17 protein-coding genes are annotated in these 17452 nt (G+C 75.2%); 10 read left to right on the top strand and 7 right to left on the bottom strand.

From position 1 onward, the window contains the following. Window positions 1–35: 35 nt before the first annotated feature. A complete protein-coding gene (locus AC3ANM_RS02610; protein ID WP_488286582.1) occupies window positions 36–1160 on the bottom strand; it encodes a LysM peptidoglycan-binding domain-containing protein in 1125 nt (374 codons plus the stop codon). A gap of 195 nt (window positions 1161–1355) precedes the next feature. On the opposite strand from AC3ANM_RS02610, the gene AC3ANM_RS02605 reads away from it, so the two are divergent. Genes AC3ANM_RS02605 through AC3ANM_RS02595 form a run of 3 tightly spaced genes read left to right on the top strand, consistent with a single transcriptional unit; the run spans window position 1356 to window position 2405 of the window. After that, entirely contained in the window at window positions 1356–1736 is a 381-nt protein-coding gene (locus AC3ANM_RS02605; protein ID WP_488286581.1) for an Rv2175c family DNA-binding protein, read from the top strand. A 2-nt stretch (window positions 1737–1738) separates the two neighbouring features. After that, window positions 1739–2065 (top strand): lycopene cyclase domain-containing protein, encoded by a 327-nt coding sequence (locus AC3ANM_RS02600; RefSeq protein WP_488286580.1) that lies wholly within the window; start codon window positions 1739–1741, stop codon window positions 2063–2065. A gap of 7 nt (window positions 2066–2072) precedes the next feature. Further along, entirely contained in the window at window positions 2073–2405 is a 333-nt protein-coding gene (locus AC3ANM_RS02595; protein WP_488286579.1) for a lycopene cyclase domain-containing protein, read from the top strand. Here AC3ANM_RS02595 and AC3ANM_RS02590 read toward each other — a convergent pair. From AC3ANM_RS02590 to AC3ANM_RS02580, 3 genes are read right to left on the bottom strand one after another with little or no spacing between them, the layout of a single operon-like run. Beyond that, window positions 2350–3339, bottom strand: coding sequence for a phytoene/squalene synthase family protein (locus AC3ANM_RS02590; RefSeq protein ID WP_488286578.1), 990 nt, complete (start codon window positions 3337–3339; stop codon window positions 2350–2352). The two genes, AC3ANM_RS02595 and AC3ANM_RS02590, sit on opposite strands and share 56 nt — an antisense overlap. Continuing rightward, window positions 3336–4847, bottom strand: coding sequence for a phytoene desaturase family protein (crtI, locus tag AC3ANM_RS02585; protein WP_488286577.1), 1512 nt, complete (start codon window positions 4845–4847; stop codon window positions 3336–3338). Before crtI ends, AC3ANM_RS02590 begins: the two co-directional genes overlap by 4 nt. After that, window positions 4844–5929 (bottom strand): polyprenyl synthetase family protein, encoded by a 1086-nt coding sequence (locus AC3ANM_RS02580; protein ID WP_488286576.1) that lies wholly within the window; start codon window positions 5927–5929, stop codon window positions 4844–4846. The genes crtI and AC3ANM_RS02580 overlap by 4 nt, the downstream gene beginning before the upstream one ends. 64 nt (window positions 5930–5993) lie before the next feature. Between AC3ANM_RS02580 and metF the strand changes: the two genes are divergently transcribed. Further along, a complete protein-coding gene (gene metF / locus AC3ANM_RS02575; protein ID WP_488286575.1) occupies window positions 5994–6908 on the top strand; it encodes a methylenetetrahydrofolate reductase [NAD(P)H] in 915 nt (304 codons plus the stop codon). On the opposite strand, the gene AC3ANM_RS02570 is transcribed toward metF, so the two are convergent. Both AC3ANM_RS02570 and AC3ANM_RS02565 read right to left on the bottom strand, forming a co-directional pair. Beyond that, window positions 6887–7669: a DUF4126 domain-containing protein gene (locus tag AC3ANM_RS02570; protein WP_488286574.1), complete on the bottom strand. Its 783-nt coding sequence runs from the start codon at window positions 7667–7669 to the stop codon at window positions 6887–6889. The genes metF and AC3ANM_RS02570 overlap by 22 nt on opposite strands. A gap of 233 nt (window positions 7670–7902) precedes the next feature. Then, window positions 7903–8421, bottom strand: a complete 519-nt coding sequence (locus AC3ANM_RS02565) for a YbaK/EbsC family protein (RefSeq protein ID WP_488286573.1) — start codon at window positions 8419–8421, stop codon at window positions 7903–7905. A gap of 225 nt (window positions 8422–8646) precedes the next feature. Between AC3ANM_RS02565 and AC3ANM_RS02560 the strand changes: the two genes are divergently transcribed. The 6 genes from AC3ANM_RS02560 to AC3ANM_RS02535 all read left to right on the top strand — a co-directional run bounded on the left by AC3ANM_RS02560 (window position 8647) and on the right by AC3ANM_RS02535 (window position 16910). Then, entirely contained in the window at window positions 8647–9030 is a 384-nt protein-coding gene (locus AC3ANM_RS02560) for a DUF6504 family protein (RefSeq protein WP_488286572.1), read from the top strand. Between the two features lie 29 nt (window positions 9031–9059). Continuing rightward, the gene (locus AC3ANM_RS02555; protein WP_488286571.1) at window positions 9060–9575 is read left to right on the top strand and encodes an SAV_6107 family HEPN domain-containing protein; all 516 of its coding nucleotides are present in this window, start codon (window positions 9060–9062) and stop codon (window positions 9573–9575) included. Continuing rightward, a complete protein-coding gene (locus AC3ANM_RS02550; protein ID WP_488286570.1) occupies window positions 9572–13906 on the top strand; it encodes a DNA polymerase III subunit alpha in 4335 nt (1444 codons plus the stop codon). The genes AC3ANM_RS02555 and AC3ANM_RS02550 overlap by 4 nt, the downstream gene beginning before the upstream one ends. A 66-nt stretch (window positions 13907–13972) precedes the next feature. Next, window positions 13973–14749 carry a methyltransferase domain-containing protein gene (locus AC3ANM_RS02545; protein ID WP_488286569.1) on the top strand — a complete coding sequence of 259 codons (777 nt, stop codon included), beginning with the start codon at window positions 13973–13975 and terminating at the stop codon, window positions 14747–14749. 225 nt (window positions 14750–14974) lie between these two features. Next, the gene (gene dinB, locus AC3ANM_RS02540; RefSeq protein ID WP_488286568.1) at window positions 14975–16207 is read left to right on the top strand and encodes a DNA polymerase IV; all 1233 of its coding nucleotides are present in this window, start codon (window positions 14975–14977) and stop codon (window positions 16205–16207) included. Window positions 16208–16499: 292 nt separating this feature from the next. Then, window positions 16500–16910: a DUF3040 domain-containing protein gene (locus AC3ANM_RS02535; protein ID WP_488286567.1), complete on the top strand. Its 411-nt coding sequence runs from the start codon at window positions 16500–16502 to the stop codon at window positions 16908–16910. Between the two features lie 38 nt (window positions 16911–16948). Here AC3ANM_RS02535 and AC3ANM_RS02530 read toward each other — a convergent pair whose 3' ends face one another. Then, window positions 16949–17431, bottom strand: coding sequence for a DUF456 domain-containing protein (locus AC3ANM_RS02530; RefSeq protein ID WP_488286566.1), 483 nt, complete (start codon window positions 17429–17431; stop codon window positions 16949–16951). Window positions 17432–17452: the final 21 nt, after the last annotated feature.

Below are 17452 nucleotides of genomic sequence, written 5' to 3'. Positions count from 1 at the left end.
GGACCGCCTGCCTCGGCCACGGCCGGGTGGCTGCACTACATCCGCGCCTTGTGGGCCAGGACCGCCGCGACGTAGCCCTTGGTGTCGGCATACATGCCGCTCTTCTGCACCGAGGCCAGCCCCTGGTAGTAGCCCGCGATGGCCTCCTTCTGGGAGTGCGCGCCGCGCATCAGCGCGCGCAGGATGACCACGCCGGCGGTGATGTTGTCCTGGGTGTTGAGCAGGTTCAGGTGGCGGCCGACCATCTGCGAGGCCCACTGCCCCGAGCTTGGGACGACCTGCATGGTGCCGATGGCGTTGGCGACCGAGACCTGGCGCTGGTTCCAGCCGGACTCCTGCCAGGCCACGGCGAGCGCGAGGCGCGGGTCCACCCCGTGGCGGCGGGCGGTGCTGACGATCATCGCCCGCGTCTGCATCCGGCTGGGCACGGAGTGCGTGGCGAGGTAGCGGCGGTTGCGGGCGGCCGCGCCCACCACCGCCGAGGAGTACGTGCGGCCGGCGAACGTGTTCGAGCTGTAAGCCGGTGACGTCACCTTCACGGGGATGGCCAGGACCTGCCCGATCCGGACCATCCCGGGGTTGCGCAGCCGGTTCGCCTTGACGATGGCGGCCTGGCTGACGTGGTAGCGCAGCGCGATCGCGCCGACCGTGTCCCCGCTGCGCAGCCTGACGTGCACGGTCCGGGTCGCCGGGCGCTTGGCCGCGGCCCGTGCCCGGCTGACGGCGGACCCCGGCACCTTGATGACCGTGCCGGCGTAGATGAGCCCGCGGCGGTCGAGCCTGTTCAGCCGCAGCAGGGTGGCCTCGCTGACGCGGTAGCGCAGCGCCAGTGCGCCGATGGTGTCCCCGGCCCGCACCCGGTAGGAGCGCACCCGCGGCGCGGCGGGGCGGGGGTGTGCCCGGTGAGCCGGGCGCGCGCGCGGGACCCAGAGGCGCTCGCCGATGCGCAGGAAGTGCCCCCCGCCGCGCAGGTGGTTGCGGGCGATGAGCGCGCCGGTCGTGGTGCGGGTGCGCAGGGCGATCTCGCTGAGCGTGTCCGCCGGGCGGATGACGTAGGACTGCCACCCGTAGGGCGCGGGGTTGGCACGGCTGACCACGGCCGGTGCGGCGGGCAGGCCGGAGGGGGTCGAGAGCGAGGGGGCGAGGCCAGCGGGGCTCATGGGCTCGGTCGTCCTTTCGGCCGGTGCCGGGCGGTGCGGCGGGGGCGGCTGATGCGGGGGATGACGGGTGCTGACGTGACTCTTGTGACTGACGGTACAACTGTGAATCGAGTGGCGGTAACCCGAACACCGCGATCCATATCGACTTACCTCGATGTAATTTGAGATGAACGCAGGGAATGGCACCCTTGGTCCGTGACTGACGACACCGCCCCCGAGCCCGACCTCGAGCAGCTGGTCGGGGACTGGCTGACCGTCCCGGACATCGCCGAGCGCCTGCACGTGCCGCTGTCCCGGGTGCGCGGCATGCTGGCCGACCGCGAGCTGCTCGGCGCGAGGGTCGGCCCGAACAAGGCCCTGAAGGTGCCGGCCCGGTTCGTGAACGACGAGGGCCCGCTGCCGGAGCTGCGGGGCACCTTCACCGTCCTGTCCGACGGGGGCCTGTCCGACGACGAGGCGCTGCGCTGGCTGCACACGCCCGACCCGACGCTGCCGGTCGAGGGCGCCCCGATCGACGCCCTGCTGGCCGGCCACAAGACCGAGGTGCGGCGCCGGGCCATGGAGCTCGCCTTCTAGCGGTGGGCCTGCGCCACGGCGCCTACGCCGCCATGCTCGCGTTCTGCCTCGCCGGCACGCTGCCGCTGTCCTGGTACTACCGGCTCGGCGTGCTGCGCCAGGTCCGCCGCCTGGCTGTGGCGGTGCTGCCGGTGGCGGCGCTCTTCACCGCCTGGGACGTCGCGGCCACCGCCGCGGGGCACTGGCACTTCGACCCGCGCCAGACGCTGCCGCCGCGGGTGCTCGGCCTGCCGCTGGAGGAGCTGGCCTTCTTCGTGGTCATCCCGCTGGCCGGCATCCTCACCTACGAGGCGGTCGCCGAGGTCCGCCGACGCGGGACCATCCGGTGAGGCTGTCATGACCTACACCGCCGCCGCGCTCGTCGCGGTCGTCGTGGCCGTCCTGGTCGACACCGTGGTGCTGCGGACCCGGCTGGTGCGCACCCGCACCTGGTGGACGGCCTACGGGATCGTGCTGTTCTTCCAGCTGCTCACCAACGGCTGGCTCACCGGCCGCGGCATCGTGCGCTACTCCGACGCGGCGATCCTCGGCTCGGGCCGGATCGTCGCGTTCGGCGACGGGCGGCTGGTCTTCGCCCCGGTCGAGGACCTCGGCTTCGGCTTCGCGCTGGTGCTCATGACCACGAGCGCCTGGGTCGCCGCGGGTCGCCGGGGCCCGCGAGGGCACTGAGCCCCGCCGAGGCGAGCACCCGTCCGGCGGTCAGCGCCCGGTCCCGGCGCGGCACCCGCACCCGCCCGGAGAAGACGTGGAAGTCGTGGTCGACGACCTGCCACAGGATCGCCCGGTAGAGCGTGAACGCGGCCTCCAGGCACGGGCGCGCCGCCCGGTCGACCATGGACAGACCGGGGCGCGCCTCCTCGTAGAGCGCCAGCGCGCGCCGGACCTCGAAGGCCACGAGCGAGCGCACCCGCTGGTCGGGCCAGCCGGTCTGCACGGCGTCGGCCAAGGCCGCCTCGCCCACCCCGTGGCGGCGCAGGTCCTCCTGCGGCAGGTAGACCCGCCCGCGGTCGAGGTCCTCGGCCACGTCGCGGATGAAGTTGGTCAGCTGGAAGGCCTCGCCGAGCGTGCCGGCCCGGTGCAGGGCGTCCGCCCCCGCGGCGCCGAGCACGGGCGCCATCAGCTCGCCGATGACGGCGGCGCTGCCGCGCATGTAGCCCCGCAGGTCCTCCCACGTCTCGTAGCGCGTGACCGTCAGGTCCATCGCCATCGAGGCCAGGAACTCCTCGACCAGCGACGGGTCGAGGTCGTAGGCGCGCATCGAGTGCCACGTCGCCGCGAGCACGGGCTCCAGCCGGGGGTCCGGCGCGGTGGGGGAACGCAGCGTGGTCAGGGCGTGATCGCTCCAGCCGAGCAGCCGTCGCGGGTCGCCGCCGGCTGCGTTGTCCACGATCTCGTCGGCCACCCGGGCGAAGGCGTAGAGCGCCCACACGTGCGGGCGGCGCTCGCGCGGCAGCAGCCGGGTGGCCAGGTAGTAGGTGCGCCCGTGGTGGGCGTGGATGCGCCGGCAGGCGACGTAGGCCGCGGCCAGGTCGGCGCGCCGCGCTCCGGTCAGGGTGGTGGCCGTCCCGGCCTTCCCGGCCTTCCCGGCCGTCGCGGCGGTCACCGGCGGGCCCCGTCCCGGCCGACGAGGCGCTCGGCCGCCAGCCGCCCGCTGATCAGGACCATCGGCACCCCGACCCCCGGCACGGTGCCGGAGCCGGCGAGCACCACGTTGGTGCCGACGTGGTTGGGGGAGCGGAACGGCCCGGTCTGGGCGAACGTGTGCGCCGCGGCGAACGGCGTCCCGGCGACCATGCCTTGCGCCGCCCAGTCGGCGGGGGTGAGCAGGACCTCGGCGTCGACCGCGTCGGCGAACCCGTCGTAGCCGGCCGCCTCCACCCGCTCCAGGACCTGCTCGCGGTAGGGACCGCGCAGCCGGTCCCAGTCCAGCCCGGTGCCGCCCGTGGCGAGGTTGGGGGTGGGGAAGAGCACGTATGCCGCGCTGCGCCCCGGCGGCGCGAGGTCCGGGTCGGTGGCCGAGGGCAGCGAGACGAGGAACGAGGGGTCCCGCATCAACCGGCCAGCGTCGAGGTCGTCGAAGACCTCCGACCAGGCCTGCCCGAAGTGCATGGTGTGGTGCGCCTGCGCCGGCCACTGCCGGCGCGTCCCGGCCGCGAGCACGACGCACGAGGGGGACCAGCGCGGCCGGACCAGCCGGCGCTCGGGCCGGCCGAGCAGCTCGCGGGCGGCGGGCAGGTCGGCTGTGACGACGACGGCGTCCGGCTCCCACGTCTGGCCGTCGCCGGTCTGCACGCGGGTGACCCGGTCGCCGGACCAGCGCACGGAGGTGACCGTCGCGTCATACACGAACTCGACCCCGGCGGCGCGGGCCGCGCGCTCCATCGCCGAGGGCAGGGCGCTCATCCCGCCCACCGGGTAGAACACGCCCTCGACCATGTCCATGTAGGAGATGACGGCGTAGATGGCGAGCGCCCGCTGCGGGGACACCCCGGCGTACAGCGCCTGGAAGCTGAAGATGCGCTGCAGCCGCTCGTCGCGGAAGTAGCGGGCCACCGTCGGGGCGAGCCGGGAGAAGCCGCCCATGGCGACCAGCCGGGCGAGGGAGGGGCCGAGCAGGTCCAGCGGCGAGTCGAAGTTGCGGTCGATGAACTCGTCGACCTGCAGCCGGTACAGGCGGGTGACGAAGTCGACGTAGCGCTCGTAGCCGGCGGCGTCGGCCGGGCCGGCGAAGTCACGGATCCGCTGCGCCATGGCCGCGGGGTCGGAGGTCATCGCCAGCCCGCTGCCGTCGGCGAACTCCGCCCGGTATGCCGGGTCGAGCCGTCGCAGGGTCAGCCACCGTTCCATCGGCTCACCGAGCGCGGCGAAGCAGCCGGCGACGAGGTCGGGCATCGTCAGGACGGTGGGGCCGGTGTCCAGGTGGTAGCTGCCGCCGCCCTCGGCGGGCAGGACGACCCCGGCGGCGCGGCCACCGGGACGGTCGCCCCGCTCCAGGACGGTGACGCGGCGCCCGGCGCCGGCCAGGTGCATCGCCGCGGACAGCCCGGAGAGCCCGGCGCCGACGACGAGGACGTGGTCGCCGCGGGTGGTGGCGGACCCGGGTCGGCTCACGCGGAGCGGGCGGTGGTGAAGTCGACGAGCGCCTCGAGCACGTCCAGGCCCTCGCCGGTCAGCCCGGTGGTGCGGGCCAGGTCGGCCCGGGCCGCGTCGGCGAGGGCGCTGATCCGCTGCTCCACGCGCTCGAGGGCGCCGCTGGCCACGATCACGGCGCGCAGCTCCTCGACGCCGGCGGTGTCGAGGTCGGCCAGCCCGAGCAGCTTGTCCATCAGCGTGACCCCGGCCGGCCCCGCGGTGTCGAGGGTCTCGGCGACGAGGACGGTGCGCTTGCCCTCGCGCAGGTCGTCCCCGGCGGGCTTGCCGGTCTCGGCCGGGTCGCCGAACACCCCGAGCACGTCGTCGCGCAGCTGGAAGGCCTCGCCGAGGGCCAGACCGTAGGCCGACAGGGCGGCCAGGTCCGGCTCGCCGACCCCGGCCGCGGTGGCGCCGATGAGCAGCGGGTGCTCGATGGAGTACTTCGCGCTCTTGTAGCGGATGACCCGCCGGGCCCGCTCGACCCGCTCGTGGGTGGTCAGGTCCTCCCAGCCGCGGGCCGACTCGAGCACGTCGAGGAACTGCCCGCCCATGAGCTGGGTGCGCATCCGGTCGAACACCGGCCGCGCCCGCAGCAGCTCCTGGGTCGGCAGGCCGCTCGTGGCGAACATCTCGTCGGTCCACGTCAGGCACAGGTCGCCGGCCAGGATCGCCCCGGCGACGCCGAACCGGTCGCCGTCACCGGTCCAGCCCTGCTCGTTGTGCTCGCTGGCCAGGCGGCGGTGGGCGGCGGGCAGGCCCCGGCGCGTGTCGCTGTCGTCCATGACGTCGTCGTGCAGCAGGGCCGCGGCCTGGAACAGCTCCATCGACGTCGCGGCACGGACCAGGGCGTCGCTGTCGGCGCCACCGCCCGCGCGGTAGCCCCAGTACAGGAACGCCGCCCGCAGCCGCTTGCCGCCGCTGAGGAGGGCGGCGACGGCCGACACGAGGGGCGTCAGGTCGTCACCGATCTCGGCGAGCACGGCGGTCTGCGTGCGGATCTCGGCGTCGACGACGGCCTGGACCCGCGCTCGCAGGTCGTGGGCGTCGAGCGGACTGGACAACGGTTCCTCCCGGATGCTGAATGGTCCGAGCCTACGTGCCCGCGGTTCACCTACGCTGGCCGGTATGGCACACGGAACCGCGTCCATCCTGCCCCGGGCCGAGCACGTCACCCGCTCGATCCCCGAGGTGCTCGCGGCGGAGGGTGCGTCATACAGCTTCGAGTTCTTCCCGCCCAAGGACGACGCCGCCGAGCAGGCGCTCTGGGAGGCGATCCGGCAGCTGGAGCGGGTGCGGCCGACGTTCGTGTCGGTGACCTACGGTGCAGGCGGCTCCACCCAGGACCGGACGGTGCGGGTCACCGGCCGGATCTCGCGGGAGACCACGCTGACCCCGATGGCCCACCTCACCTGCGTGGGGCGCTCGGTGGCCCAGCTGCGCCAGGTCGTGGGGGAGTACGCCGACGCCGGCGTCCGCAACGTGCTGGCCCTGCGCGGCGACCCGCCCGGCGGTCCGGGCTCGGCCTGGACGCCCCACCCGGAGGGCCTGGACCACGCCGACGAGCTGGTCGCGCTGGTGCGCAGCCTGGGGACGTTCACCGTCGGGGTGGCGGCCTTCCCGGACCGGCACCCCGAGTCCCCGAGCCTGGAGCACGACGCCGACGTGCTGGTGCGCAAGGCCGATGCGGGGGCGGAGTTCGCCGTGACGCAGTTCGTCTTCGACGCCGACAGCTACCTGCGGCTGAGGGACCGGGTCGTGGAGCGGGGGCGTGACCTGCCGATCATCCCGGGGCTGATGCCGGTGACCAACGTGGCGCAGGTCGAGCGGATGGCCCAGCTGTCCGGCACGCCGCTGCCGTCGGCCGTCGTGGAGCGGCTCGAGGCCGTGGCCCACGACCGGGCTGCGGTGCGGGCGGTCGGGGTGCAGATCGCGACCGAGCTGGCGCAGAAGCTGCTCGCCGAGGGCGCGCCGGGGCTGCACTTCTACACGATGAACCGCTCCACGGCGACGCTGGAGGTCTACTCCAACCTGGGGGTCTGACCCTCCGGCGGGACGTCCGGGGAGGGGCGGCGGCCCCGCCGCCACCCGGCATACCGGCGCCGGAGGCGACGCGCCCGGCGCAGCGCGGCGACCGCGAGCGCGGCCCCGGCCACGAGCAGGGTGAGGGCGACCCCGGCGGCGGCCCACGGGTGCAGCGCGGCCAGGCAGATGACCAGCGCGACGGCGAGGTCCTCGGCGCTGCTGACCGCGATGTTGCTCGCCGGCTCCGGCGAGGTGTTGACGGCGAGCCGCAGCCCGGCCTTGACCCCGTGGCTGGCCAGGGCCGTCAGGCCCCCGGTCGCCGCGGCGAACGCCACCTGGAGGCTCGTGCCGTCGTGGGCGATCAGGTAGCCCAGGGTGGCCCCGACGGCGGGACGGACGACGGTGTGCGCCGCGTCCCAGGCCGAGTCGACGTAGGGCACCTTGTCGGCGACCACCTCGATGACGAACAGGACGGCGGCGACGACGAGGACGTCGGTGCGGGTCAGGGCCCCGGGCACGGCACCGACGTGGCCGTAGCGGCCGAGCAGGCCCATGACCAGGACGACGGCGTAGGCGTTGATCCCGCTGGCCCAGCCCGAGGTCAGGACCCACGGGACGATCTCGGCTCCGATGGTGCTCTCCTCGGCGGGGTGACGCGCGCTGTGCCGCGGTGGGGTGGTTGCGTTGGGTTGTCGCGATGGGGCGTCAGGGGGGTTCAGGTGGCTCGGGCGTGCCGCGGGGCGGCGCGGGCCGGTGTCGGGGCGAGCCTGCCATGGCATGCACAAGGGCACGAGCCCGGCCGCAGGTGTGCCCCTCCCCAGACCCGCAGCCGGTCCTCGTGCCCATCGTGCGCTCCCCCTTGTGCGCGGGCCCCATCCTGTCGGGGGTCCGCGAGGGGCGCCTATCCGTACAGGTACTCAGATGCGACCGGGGGTGGGTGAGTACCTGACGGGGTGGGCCCGGGGTGTCGGTGACTCGGCCGCCACGTGCGCGCCGGCTGGTGCCGGCGCGGTCAGGCGACCTCGGCGGGCTGGCCGCCGGTGATCCTGAGCAGCTCGTCGTAGGAGGTGGGGAAGACGGCGTGGGGGTGGCCGGCCGCCGCCCAGACGCGGTCGTAGCGGGCGAGCGAGACGTCGACCAGGGTGGCCGGCGGGTGCAGGTGGGCCAGGGGCGGGACGCCGCCGATGGCGAAGCCGGTGCGCTCAAGGACGAACTCGGGGTCGGCGCGGCTGACCGCCTCCAGGCCGATGAGGTCGGCCACCTTGACCGTGTCGACGCGGTGGGCGCCGGAGGTGAGCACGAGCAGCGACTCCACCGCCCCGCCGGGCTGGTGCCCGCGGAAGACCAGGGAGTTGGCGATCTGGGCCGGGTCGACGCCGAGGGCGACGGCAGCCTGCCGGGCGGTGCGCGCGGCGTCGTCGAGGACGGTGATCTGGCCGCGGACGCCGAAGGCGCTCAGGGCGGTGGCCACGCGCTTGACCGCGGGGTGGTCCAGCACGGACCCCGTCGCCGCGACCGGCGCGTTCGTCATGGCCGAACGCTAGCCACGCCGGCAGCGGTGGGGAAGGGGGTGTCCGCTGGTTGACGTCCTGTCGGAGCCCGGGTGTACATTTGTTCTATCGAACAGGCGTACGAAACACCCGCCGTGCGCCGGCTGTTCGGTCACTGCACACCGGCCCGCGGGGGCGCCTCGACCCCGCCGTCCGCGGGCCGGCGCGCAGCACGAGGTCCGGGGTGTCACGGCAAGGAGTGGGCCATGGTCCGACGCTACGAGGAGCCCGTGGAGGTCCGCGAGGCCGGTGCCGTCGCCATGGCCGGCCTCGGTGCGGCTGGTTCGGCCGGCCCGGACGGTGCCGGCGGCGCGGTCGGGGATGCCGGGTCGGCACTGCGGCCGACGGCGTTCGTCTGGCGGGGCCGCCTCTACGTCGTCCGGGACGTCATCGGCCACTGGCAGGAGCGCCGCGCCTGGTGGCGCGACGCGCTCGACCCGCGCGAGGGCGAGCCGCTGGGCTCCGTGGACCTCGAGCAGGACGTGTGGCGGGTGGCGGCCAGTCCGGGCCGGATGCTCGGCACCGGTGTCTACGACCTGGCCCGCGACGGCCGGGCGCCGGTGTGGCGCCTCGTCCGCGTCGCCGACTGACCCCCCCCGCGCCAGAGAGGACACCAGAGATGACCACCTCGACCAGGTCCACCACCCCGGGCGCGCCCCGGCGCACGGCCACGGGGGCCGCCAAGGGCGGCGCCGTGCGCGGGGGGGCGTCGGCCGTCCGGGCGCCGATGGCCACGACCGCGCTCGACCTGCTCGACCGCTCCCGGGCCAGCCTGCTCGACGCCTGCCGCACCGGCAGCGTCGACGAGCGCTACGTCGAGGCCCACCTCGCCGCGCTGCGGGCGGCGGCCGCCCTGCTGGCCGCACGGAGCCGGCCCACCCGGCGCTCGCGGCCCCGCAGCGTCTGGGAGGTGCTCCCCGACATCGCCCCCGAGCTGACCGAGTGGGCGGTCTTCTTCGAGGCCTCGGCCCGGCGCCGGGCCGCCGTCGAGCGCGGCAGCGTGGTCCTGTCCACCCGGGAGGCCGATGACCTGCTGCGCCAGGCCGAGGTCTTCCTGGGGCTGGTGCAGGCTGCGCTCGGCCTCCCCGTCGCCGTCACCCTCCCCGCGCTCGTCACGCCGGCAGGGCGACCGTGACCGATGCGTTCGTCCACCTGCACGTCGCCTCCGGGTTCTCGCTGCGCCACGGCGCCTCGACCCCGGCGGCGCTGGTCGAGCGTGCCGCCGCGTGGGGGCAGCCCGCGCTCGCGCTCACCGACCGCGACGGCCTCTACGGCGCGGTGCGCTTCGTCCAGGCCTGCGCCGGGGCGGGCATCACCCCCGTGCTCGGTGTCGACCTGGCGGTGCGCCCGCAGGACCCGGCCGACCTGGTCCGGGGCGTCGGCACGGGAGGCGGCTGGGCGGGCGACCTCATGGGGGGAGCCACCAGCAGGGGAGCCGTCAGGGGCGCCCTCGCCGACAGGGAGACCGGCCTCTCCCGGGGTGCGGCGCCGGCCACGGCGCGCACCCCGGTCCGCGGTGGTGCCGAGGTCGACCCCCGCCACCCCCGGGTGACCGTCCTCGCCCGCGGCCAGGCGGCCGGCGTCCCCGCGGGCGTGGGGTGGGCGCGGCTGTGCCGACTGGTCACCCAGACCCACCTGTCCGGTGAGCGGGGGGCACCGGTCAGCTCGCTCGACCTGATCGCCGAGCACGCGACGTCCGGGCTCGCCGTCCCTGGGTCCACGACGGCGGTCACGGGCCTCGGCTCCACGGGGGTGGGGTCCGGGGGTGTGGAGTCTGCGGGCCTGGGGGCCGCCTGGCGGGTGGCGGACCACGACGCGGGGAGCCCGGCGCTCACGGTGCTCCTCGGGCCGCAGTCCGACGTGGGCCGCGCGCTGCTCGAGCGGCGGCCCGACCGGGCCCGGGCGTTGCTGCGCCGCTGGACCACCCGCCTGCCCCGCGGTGCCGTGGTCATCGAGGTGGTCTGCCACGGCGGCCCCGAAGGCACCGTGGCCAGCGTCGGGCACGCCGCCCGTCTCCTCGGCCTCGCCGACGAGGCCGGGCTGCCCGCGGTGCTGACCGCCGCCGTCCGGCACGTCGACCCCGAGGGGGCTCGCACGGTCGACGTGCTCGACGCCACCCGCCGCCTCGTGCCGCTGCACACCCGCCACCTCGACCGGGTCACCGCCGCGGCGCACCTGTCCTCCACGGAGCGGATGCGCTCGATCGCGTTCGAGGTCGCCCGCGCCCTCGGGGCCGGCCCGACCGGTGGCAGCAGCAGCGAGCGCGAGCGGGCCGAGCGGCTCCTTGCCGACACGCTGGCCTTGGCCGACGCCTGCGGCCTGGACGCGCGCAGCGACCTCGGCATCGGTGCCGTGCACCTGCCCGAGCCGGCCGTGCTGGGGCTGGGGCCGCAGGACGTGCCGCAGCAGGTGCTGGCACAGCGCTGCCACGGGGCCATCGCGACCCGCTACGCCGGGGCGGGCGACCGCGAGCTCGCCGCGGTGTCCTCCCGCCTCGAGGACGAGCTCGCCGTCATCGCCGGGCTGGGCTACCCCACCTACTTCCTCACCGTGGCCACGGTGTGCGACCTCATCCGCGACATGGGTGTCCGTGTGGCGGCCCGGGGGTCCGGCGCCGGCAGCCTGGTCAACTACCTGCTCGGCATCAGTGGGGTCGAGCCGATGCGGCACGGCCTGCTGATGGAGCGGTTCTGCTCCCCGCTGCGCGCCCAGCTGCCCGACATCGACATCGACGTGGAGTCGGCGCGGCGCACCGAGATCTACGAGCGCGTGCTCGAGCGCTTCGGCGGTGACCGGGTGACCTGCGTCTCGATGATGGACACCTACCGGGTGCGCCATGCGGTCCGCGACGTCGGCGCCGCCCTGGGCCTGCCGCCGGTCGAGGTCGACGCCATCGCCAAGGCGTTCCCGCACATCCGGGCCCGCGACGCCCGCAACGCCATCCGTGAGCTGCCCGAGCTGCGGGCCAGCGGCCTGGACTCCCCGCGCATGGGGGTGCTGTTCGACCTCGTCGAGAGCCTCGACGGCCTGCCACGCCACGTCGCCCTGCACCCGTGCGGGGTGGTCCTGTCCAACTCCACCCTGCTCGACCGCACCCCGGTGGAGGCCAGCTGGCTGGGCTTCCCGATGACCCAGTTCGACAAGGACGACGTCGAGACGCTCGGCCTGCTCAAGCTCGACGTCCTCGGCATCCGGATGCAGTCCGCCATGGCCCACGCGGTGCAGGAGGTCCAGCGGGTCGACGGCGTCACCGTCGACCTCGACGACCGGGCTGCCGTGCCCCTCGACGACGACGCGACGTTCCGGCTGATCCGCTCCACCCACACCCTCGGCTGCTTCCAGATCGAGTCCCCGGGGCAACGGGAGCTGGTCGGCAAGTTCGGGCCCGAGACGTTCGAGGACCTCATCACCGACATCTCGCTGTTCCGCCCGGGCCCGGTCAAGTCCGACATGATCACCCCCTTCCTGCAGTCCCGGCAGGGGTGGCGCGAGCCGCAGTACCTCCACCCCACCCTCGTGCCCGCGCTGCAGGAGACCCACGGGGTCGTGGTGTTCCACGAGCAGGTGCTGCGCATCGTCGCCGAGACCACCGGGGTGACCCTCGCCCAGGCCGACGAGGTCCGCCGGGCCCTCGGGTCACCGAAGGGGCAGCTCGAGGTCGAGGCGTGGTGGCGGCCGGCGGCGACCGCCCGGGGCTACGCGGCGGAGGACGTCCACCGCATCTGGGAGGTGCTCAAGGCCTTCGCGTCGTTCGGGTTCTGCAAGGCCCACGCCGCCGCGTTCGCCCTGCCCACCTACCAGTCGGCCTGGCTCAAGGCCCACCACCCGGCGGCGTTCCTCGCCGGGGTGCTCACCCACGACCCCGGCATGTACCCCAAGCGGCTCATCCTCGACGACGCCCGCAGCCTGGGCATCGCGGTCCTCGGCCTCGACGTCAACGCCTCCGGCAGCACCTACCGGGTCGAGCGGGTGCCCGTGTGGGGGCAACCGCCCGGCCCCGACCTGCCCGACGGCCGGGCCTACGGGATCCGGCTGTCGCTGGCCGACGTCAAGGGGATCAGCGACGCCGAGGTCGAGCGCGTCGTGGCCGGGCAGCCCTACGCCAGCCTGTCCGACTTCTGGCACCGCTCCCGGGTCAGCCGGCCCATCGCCGAGCGGCTGGTCCTCGCCGGGGCCCTCGACGCCCTGCACGGGCTGGCCGGCGCCGGGGCCGGGGGAGACCTGTCCGGCGGCCGCGCGGCCGGGGAGGGTCGCGGCGTCGCGGGTGGGTCCACGGGGCTCGGCCGCCGCGGCCGGGTGACCCGGCGCGACCTGCTGCTGCACGTCGCCGAGCTCGACCGCTGGTCCCGGGCGGTCGGGCGGTCCGGACGCCGGGTGGGGCCACGGCGGAGCCGGGCCGCCACCGCCGCGGCGAGCCGCGACGCCGTCCTCGCCGCGGGGGCGGCGACGGGGCAGCGGGACGTCAGGGCGCTCGCGGCCACGCAGTCCCAGGCCGCCCGTGCCGTCGTCCCGGCGGCGGGCCAGCCCACCCAGCTCACCCTCGAGCTCGGTGACGCCCCCGAGCTGACCACGGCGACCGGGCTGCCGGAGATGACCGGACCGGAGCGGGTGCGCGCCGAGCTCGACATCCTCGGCCTGGACGCCAGCGCCCACGTGGTCGACTTCTACGCCCCGATGCTCGACGCCCTCGGGGTGACCCGTGCGCGGGACCTGCTGGGGCAGCGCAGCCGGGCCGAGCTGCTCGTGGCCGGGGTCAAGGTCGCCACCCAGACCCCGCCGATCCGCTCGGGCCGGCGGGTGGTGTTCCTCACCCTCGATGACAGCACCGGCCCGGTCGACGCGACCTTCTTCGAGGACGTCCAAGGGCCCTACGCCGCCACGGTCTTCCACTCCTGGATGCTGCTGGTGCGCGGGGTGCTGCGCCGGACCGGTCCCAAGGGCGTCTCGCTGCGGGCCACCGGCGCCTGGGAGCTGTCCGCGTTGTGGGAGGCCTGGGCCGCCGGTGGCCTCGAGGCGGTCCACGCCGCGCTCGCCGAGGCCGACGAGCGGGCGCACCTGCTGGCCGAGGCGGGCGCGGCCTACAGCGAGGCGGCGGCCCTGGGTGCGGCCCAGTCCCGGTCCAGCCGTCCGGTCATGGCGCCCACCGGAGGCCGGGCCGGGGGAGAGGGCCCCGGCGGGTGGTCCGTCCCGGGCGGTCCGGGCGATGCCGGCGGCCACCCCGGCTCCGACGACGGGGCCGACGGGTCGCGCGAACGGGCCGGTGGCATGGGCGGCGGGCGCCGACGGGTGCTGGTGCACGCCTCGGGGTTCAAGCAGTCCCCCTACGCCGACATCAAGCCCGCCGGGGGCGACGTCCGAGACGCGCGCAAGCTGTCGGGGGAGCAGGTGGTCCCCGACAGCGACGCCCCGCCGGGCGCCCCGCCACGCAAGCTGTGGCACGCCAGCCCCGGAAGCTCAGGGCACTAGGGTGAGTCGCGTCCCCGTGTCGCCGCAGCCGCCCACGACGGCGCCTGCCACCGAAGGAGTGCTGCCGTGCCCGAAGACCTGCGACGTTCCCGCCGCGGCGGGGTCGAGACCTCGGTGCGCACCTTCGCCGTCTGGGAGTCCGTGCGGGCCCTCGCCGACCGGCGCACGCAGGAGCTCGGCCGTCCGCTGCGGGTGGTCGACCTCGGCGGTGGCACCGGCGGTCTGGCCGTGCCGATCGCCGCGCTGGGCCACCACGTCACCGTCGTCGACCCCAGCCCCGACGCCCTGGCCGCGCTCAACCGTCGCGCCGGTGACGCCGGCGTCGCCGACCGCGTGGTGGCCGTGCAGGGGGACGCCGGCACGCTGCTCGACGTCCACCCCGCCGGCGAGGCCGACCTCGTCTGCTGCCACGGGGTCCTCGAGTTCGTCGACGACCCGCAGGCCAGCCTGCAGTCCGTCGCCGCCGTCCTCGCGGACGGGGGGCACCTCAGCCTGCTCGTCGCCCAGCGCCTCGCCGTCGTGCTGGCCAGGGCGCTGGCCGGCCAGTTCGCCCAGGCCCGACGGGCACTCACCAGCGACGACGGGCGCTGGGGTGCCACCGACCCGCTGCCGCGCCGTTTCGACGCCGACGGGATCACCGCCCTGCTCGCCGGGGCGGGCCTCACGGTCGAGGACACCCATGGGGTGCGGATCTTCAGCGACCTCGTGCCGGCGGCCTTCACCGACTCCGACGCGGACCGCGCCGCCCTGCTCGAGCTCGAGCAGGCAGCTGCCCGCCACCCCGACTTCGCCTTCCTCAACCAGCTCGGCGCGACCCTGCACGTGCTCGCCGGCAAGAGCTGAGCGGGGGGCCACCCCTCGGCCGACGGCACCGCGCCTGACCCACCTGGGGGCGCTGCCACAGGTCCGTGCCTTCCCTGTCACGGGGACGGCACCCGCCCGGTCCGGCCCCGTGGAGTTGCCGGCACGGCATACCGGGGCGGTGGGGTTCCCCGGCCCTGGTCCTGGTCCTGGTCCTGGGCCCGGGGGCGGTCGCACCCGCCAAGGGCGCGTCGCGGGGAGCCGGCGATGAGCCGGCGCCAGTACGCCGCGCCCTCCCGCAGCGGTGACGCCGAGCCCGACGACACCGGGTGCTCGATCCTGCACGTCGACATGGACGCCTTCTACGCGTCGGTGTCGCTGCTGGCCCGGCCCGAGCTGCGCGGCACCCCGGTGATCATCGGCGGTGGGGGCAACCGGGGCGTGGTGCTCTCGGCCACCTACGAGGCCCGCGCCTTCGGGGTCGCCGCGGCCATGCCGATGGCCCGGGCGCGACGGTTGTGCCCGCAGGCGACGGTGGTGGCGCCGGACCACACCCGCTACGGGCAGGTGTCACAGGCGGTGATGGCCGCGTTCGGCACCATCACCCCGATCGTCGAGCCGCTGTCCATGGACGAGGCCTTCCTCGACGTCTCCGGGGCCGGGCGCCGGCTGGGCTCCCCGGTCCGCATCGCGCGGATGATCCGCGACCTCGTGGCAGACGAGCAGGGCATCACCTGCTCGGTGGGAGTGGCGCCCAGCAAGTTCGTGGCCAAGCTCGCCTCCGGCCTGGCCAAGCCCGACGGCCTGCTGGTCGTGCCCCGCGCCGAGGTCGTGCCGTTCCTGCACCAGCTGCCCGTCGGGGCGCTGTGGGGGGTGGGGGAGCGCACCGAGGAGGCGCTGCACCGGCTCGGCCTGCGCACCGTCGCCGACATCGCCCACACCCCGGTGCAGACGCTGCGCCGCGGCCTCGGGGACACCACCGGGGCGCACCTGCACGACCTTGCCTGGGGCCGCGACCCACGGCCGGTCGTGCCGGCCCGCCGGGAGCGCAGCGTCAGCTCCGATGAGACCTTCGCCTTCGACGTCGACGACCCGGCGGTCATCCACCGCCAGCTGCTCAAGCTCAGTGACCGCACCGCGGCCCGGATGCGGTCGGCCGGGCTGGTCGGCCGGACGGTGACCGTCAAGGTGCGCTTCGCCGACTTCACGACGATCACCCGGTCGCGGACGCTGCGTGACCCCACCGACGTCAGCCGTGACATCTACGCCACGGCGCGGGCGCTGTTCGACGGTCTGGGCCTGCAACGTGCCCGGCTGCGCCTGGTGGGGGTCAAGATGGAGGGCCTGCTGGAGGCCGGGACCGCGCCGGTGCAGGCCCGGCTCGACGACCCCGAGCACGGCTGGCGCGACGCCGACCGGGCGGTCGACCGGGCCAGTGCGCGCTTCGGGGCCGGAGCGGTCCGGCCGGCGACGCTGGTCCCCACCGACCGCAGGGAGTGACCGAGCCGACCGCGGCGAGTGAGGACCCTGACCGACCTGGCATGACCGATCGGGCGACACCGGCCGGCCGGGAGCGGCTGCCGGGGCGGACATTCGGCACCGATCGGCCGGGACGGACAACCGGGACCGAAGACCACACGGTCCGGGACTGAAGGCCGGGTACCACAACGGTGCGCGGGGACATATCCTGAACCCGAGCGAGAAGAACAAGCCCGTCCGGATCCCGCCGGAGGAAACGTTTTCGGATCGCCAAGCGTCTTCCTCAACGAAGCGAGCGCACGGGAGGTCGAAGGTGCCGCTCTCAGAGCACGAGCAGCATCTGCTGCAGCAGATGGAGCAAGCGCTGTATGCCGAGGACCCCAAGTTCGCCTCGCAGATGCAGGGCTCCATCGCCCGCGCCCGCATGCGTCGGCGCATCGTCATCGGCGTCGTGGCCGTCCTCGGCGGTCTGGCGCTGGTCGTGCTCGGCGTCATGCACGCGGCCGTCTGGATCGGGGCGATCGGCTTCGCCCTCATGATCGGTGGGGCGGTCTACGCCAGCACCCCACCGCGCACCCGCGCCACCTTGGGCTCGGTGGCTGCCGACGGCTCCATCCGTCCGGCGACCCCCTCACCGCGCACCAAGTCGCGCAAGGCCTCGGGCCAGGGGTTCATGCAGCGCCTCGAGGAGCGCTGGGAGCGCCGGCGCAACGACTGGAACTGAGTCGCGGACGGGGGCCGTGCGCCCCTGCGTGACCGGGCTCAGCCCGTGGTGAGCACGCCGATGACCCACGTCCCCGCCATGAGCAGTCCCGTGGTCAGCTCCACGACCAGGCCCAGGCCCACCGCCTTGAGGGCGGAGACCGTGGCCGGCCACGCCGCGCCCAGGGAGCGCAGTCGGGCCAGCTCGGCCAGGTAGACCCCGAGGACGAACCCCAGCACCGCCCCGACGACCGGGATCGCGAAGAACCCCACGACCGCCAGGACCACCCCGGCGGCCATGGTCAGGGTGCCCACCCCGCCGGTCTGCAGGCGTCGCCCCGGCAACAGGTACTTCAGCACCATCCCGAGGGCCGCCATCACGCTGACCAGGCCCAGGACCACCCAGGCGCCGGTCGTGTGGACCGAGGCCGCCCACACCAACGCTCCTGCCCAGACCAGGATCAGTCCGGGCAGGAGCGGGATGACGATGCCGAGCAGGCCCACCACCACGAGGACGCCCGCGAGCAGCGTCACGGCGTCCACGTGGTCAGGCCGGCCGGGCCG

The organism is Oryzihumus sp. JJN4-3R, from assembly GCF_057747915.1.
This window is presented reverse-complemented; position numbering and strand designations above follow the sequence as displayed.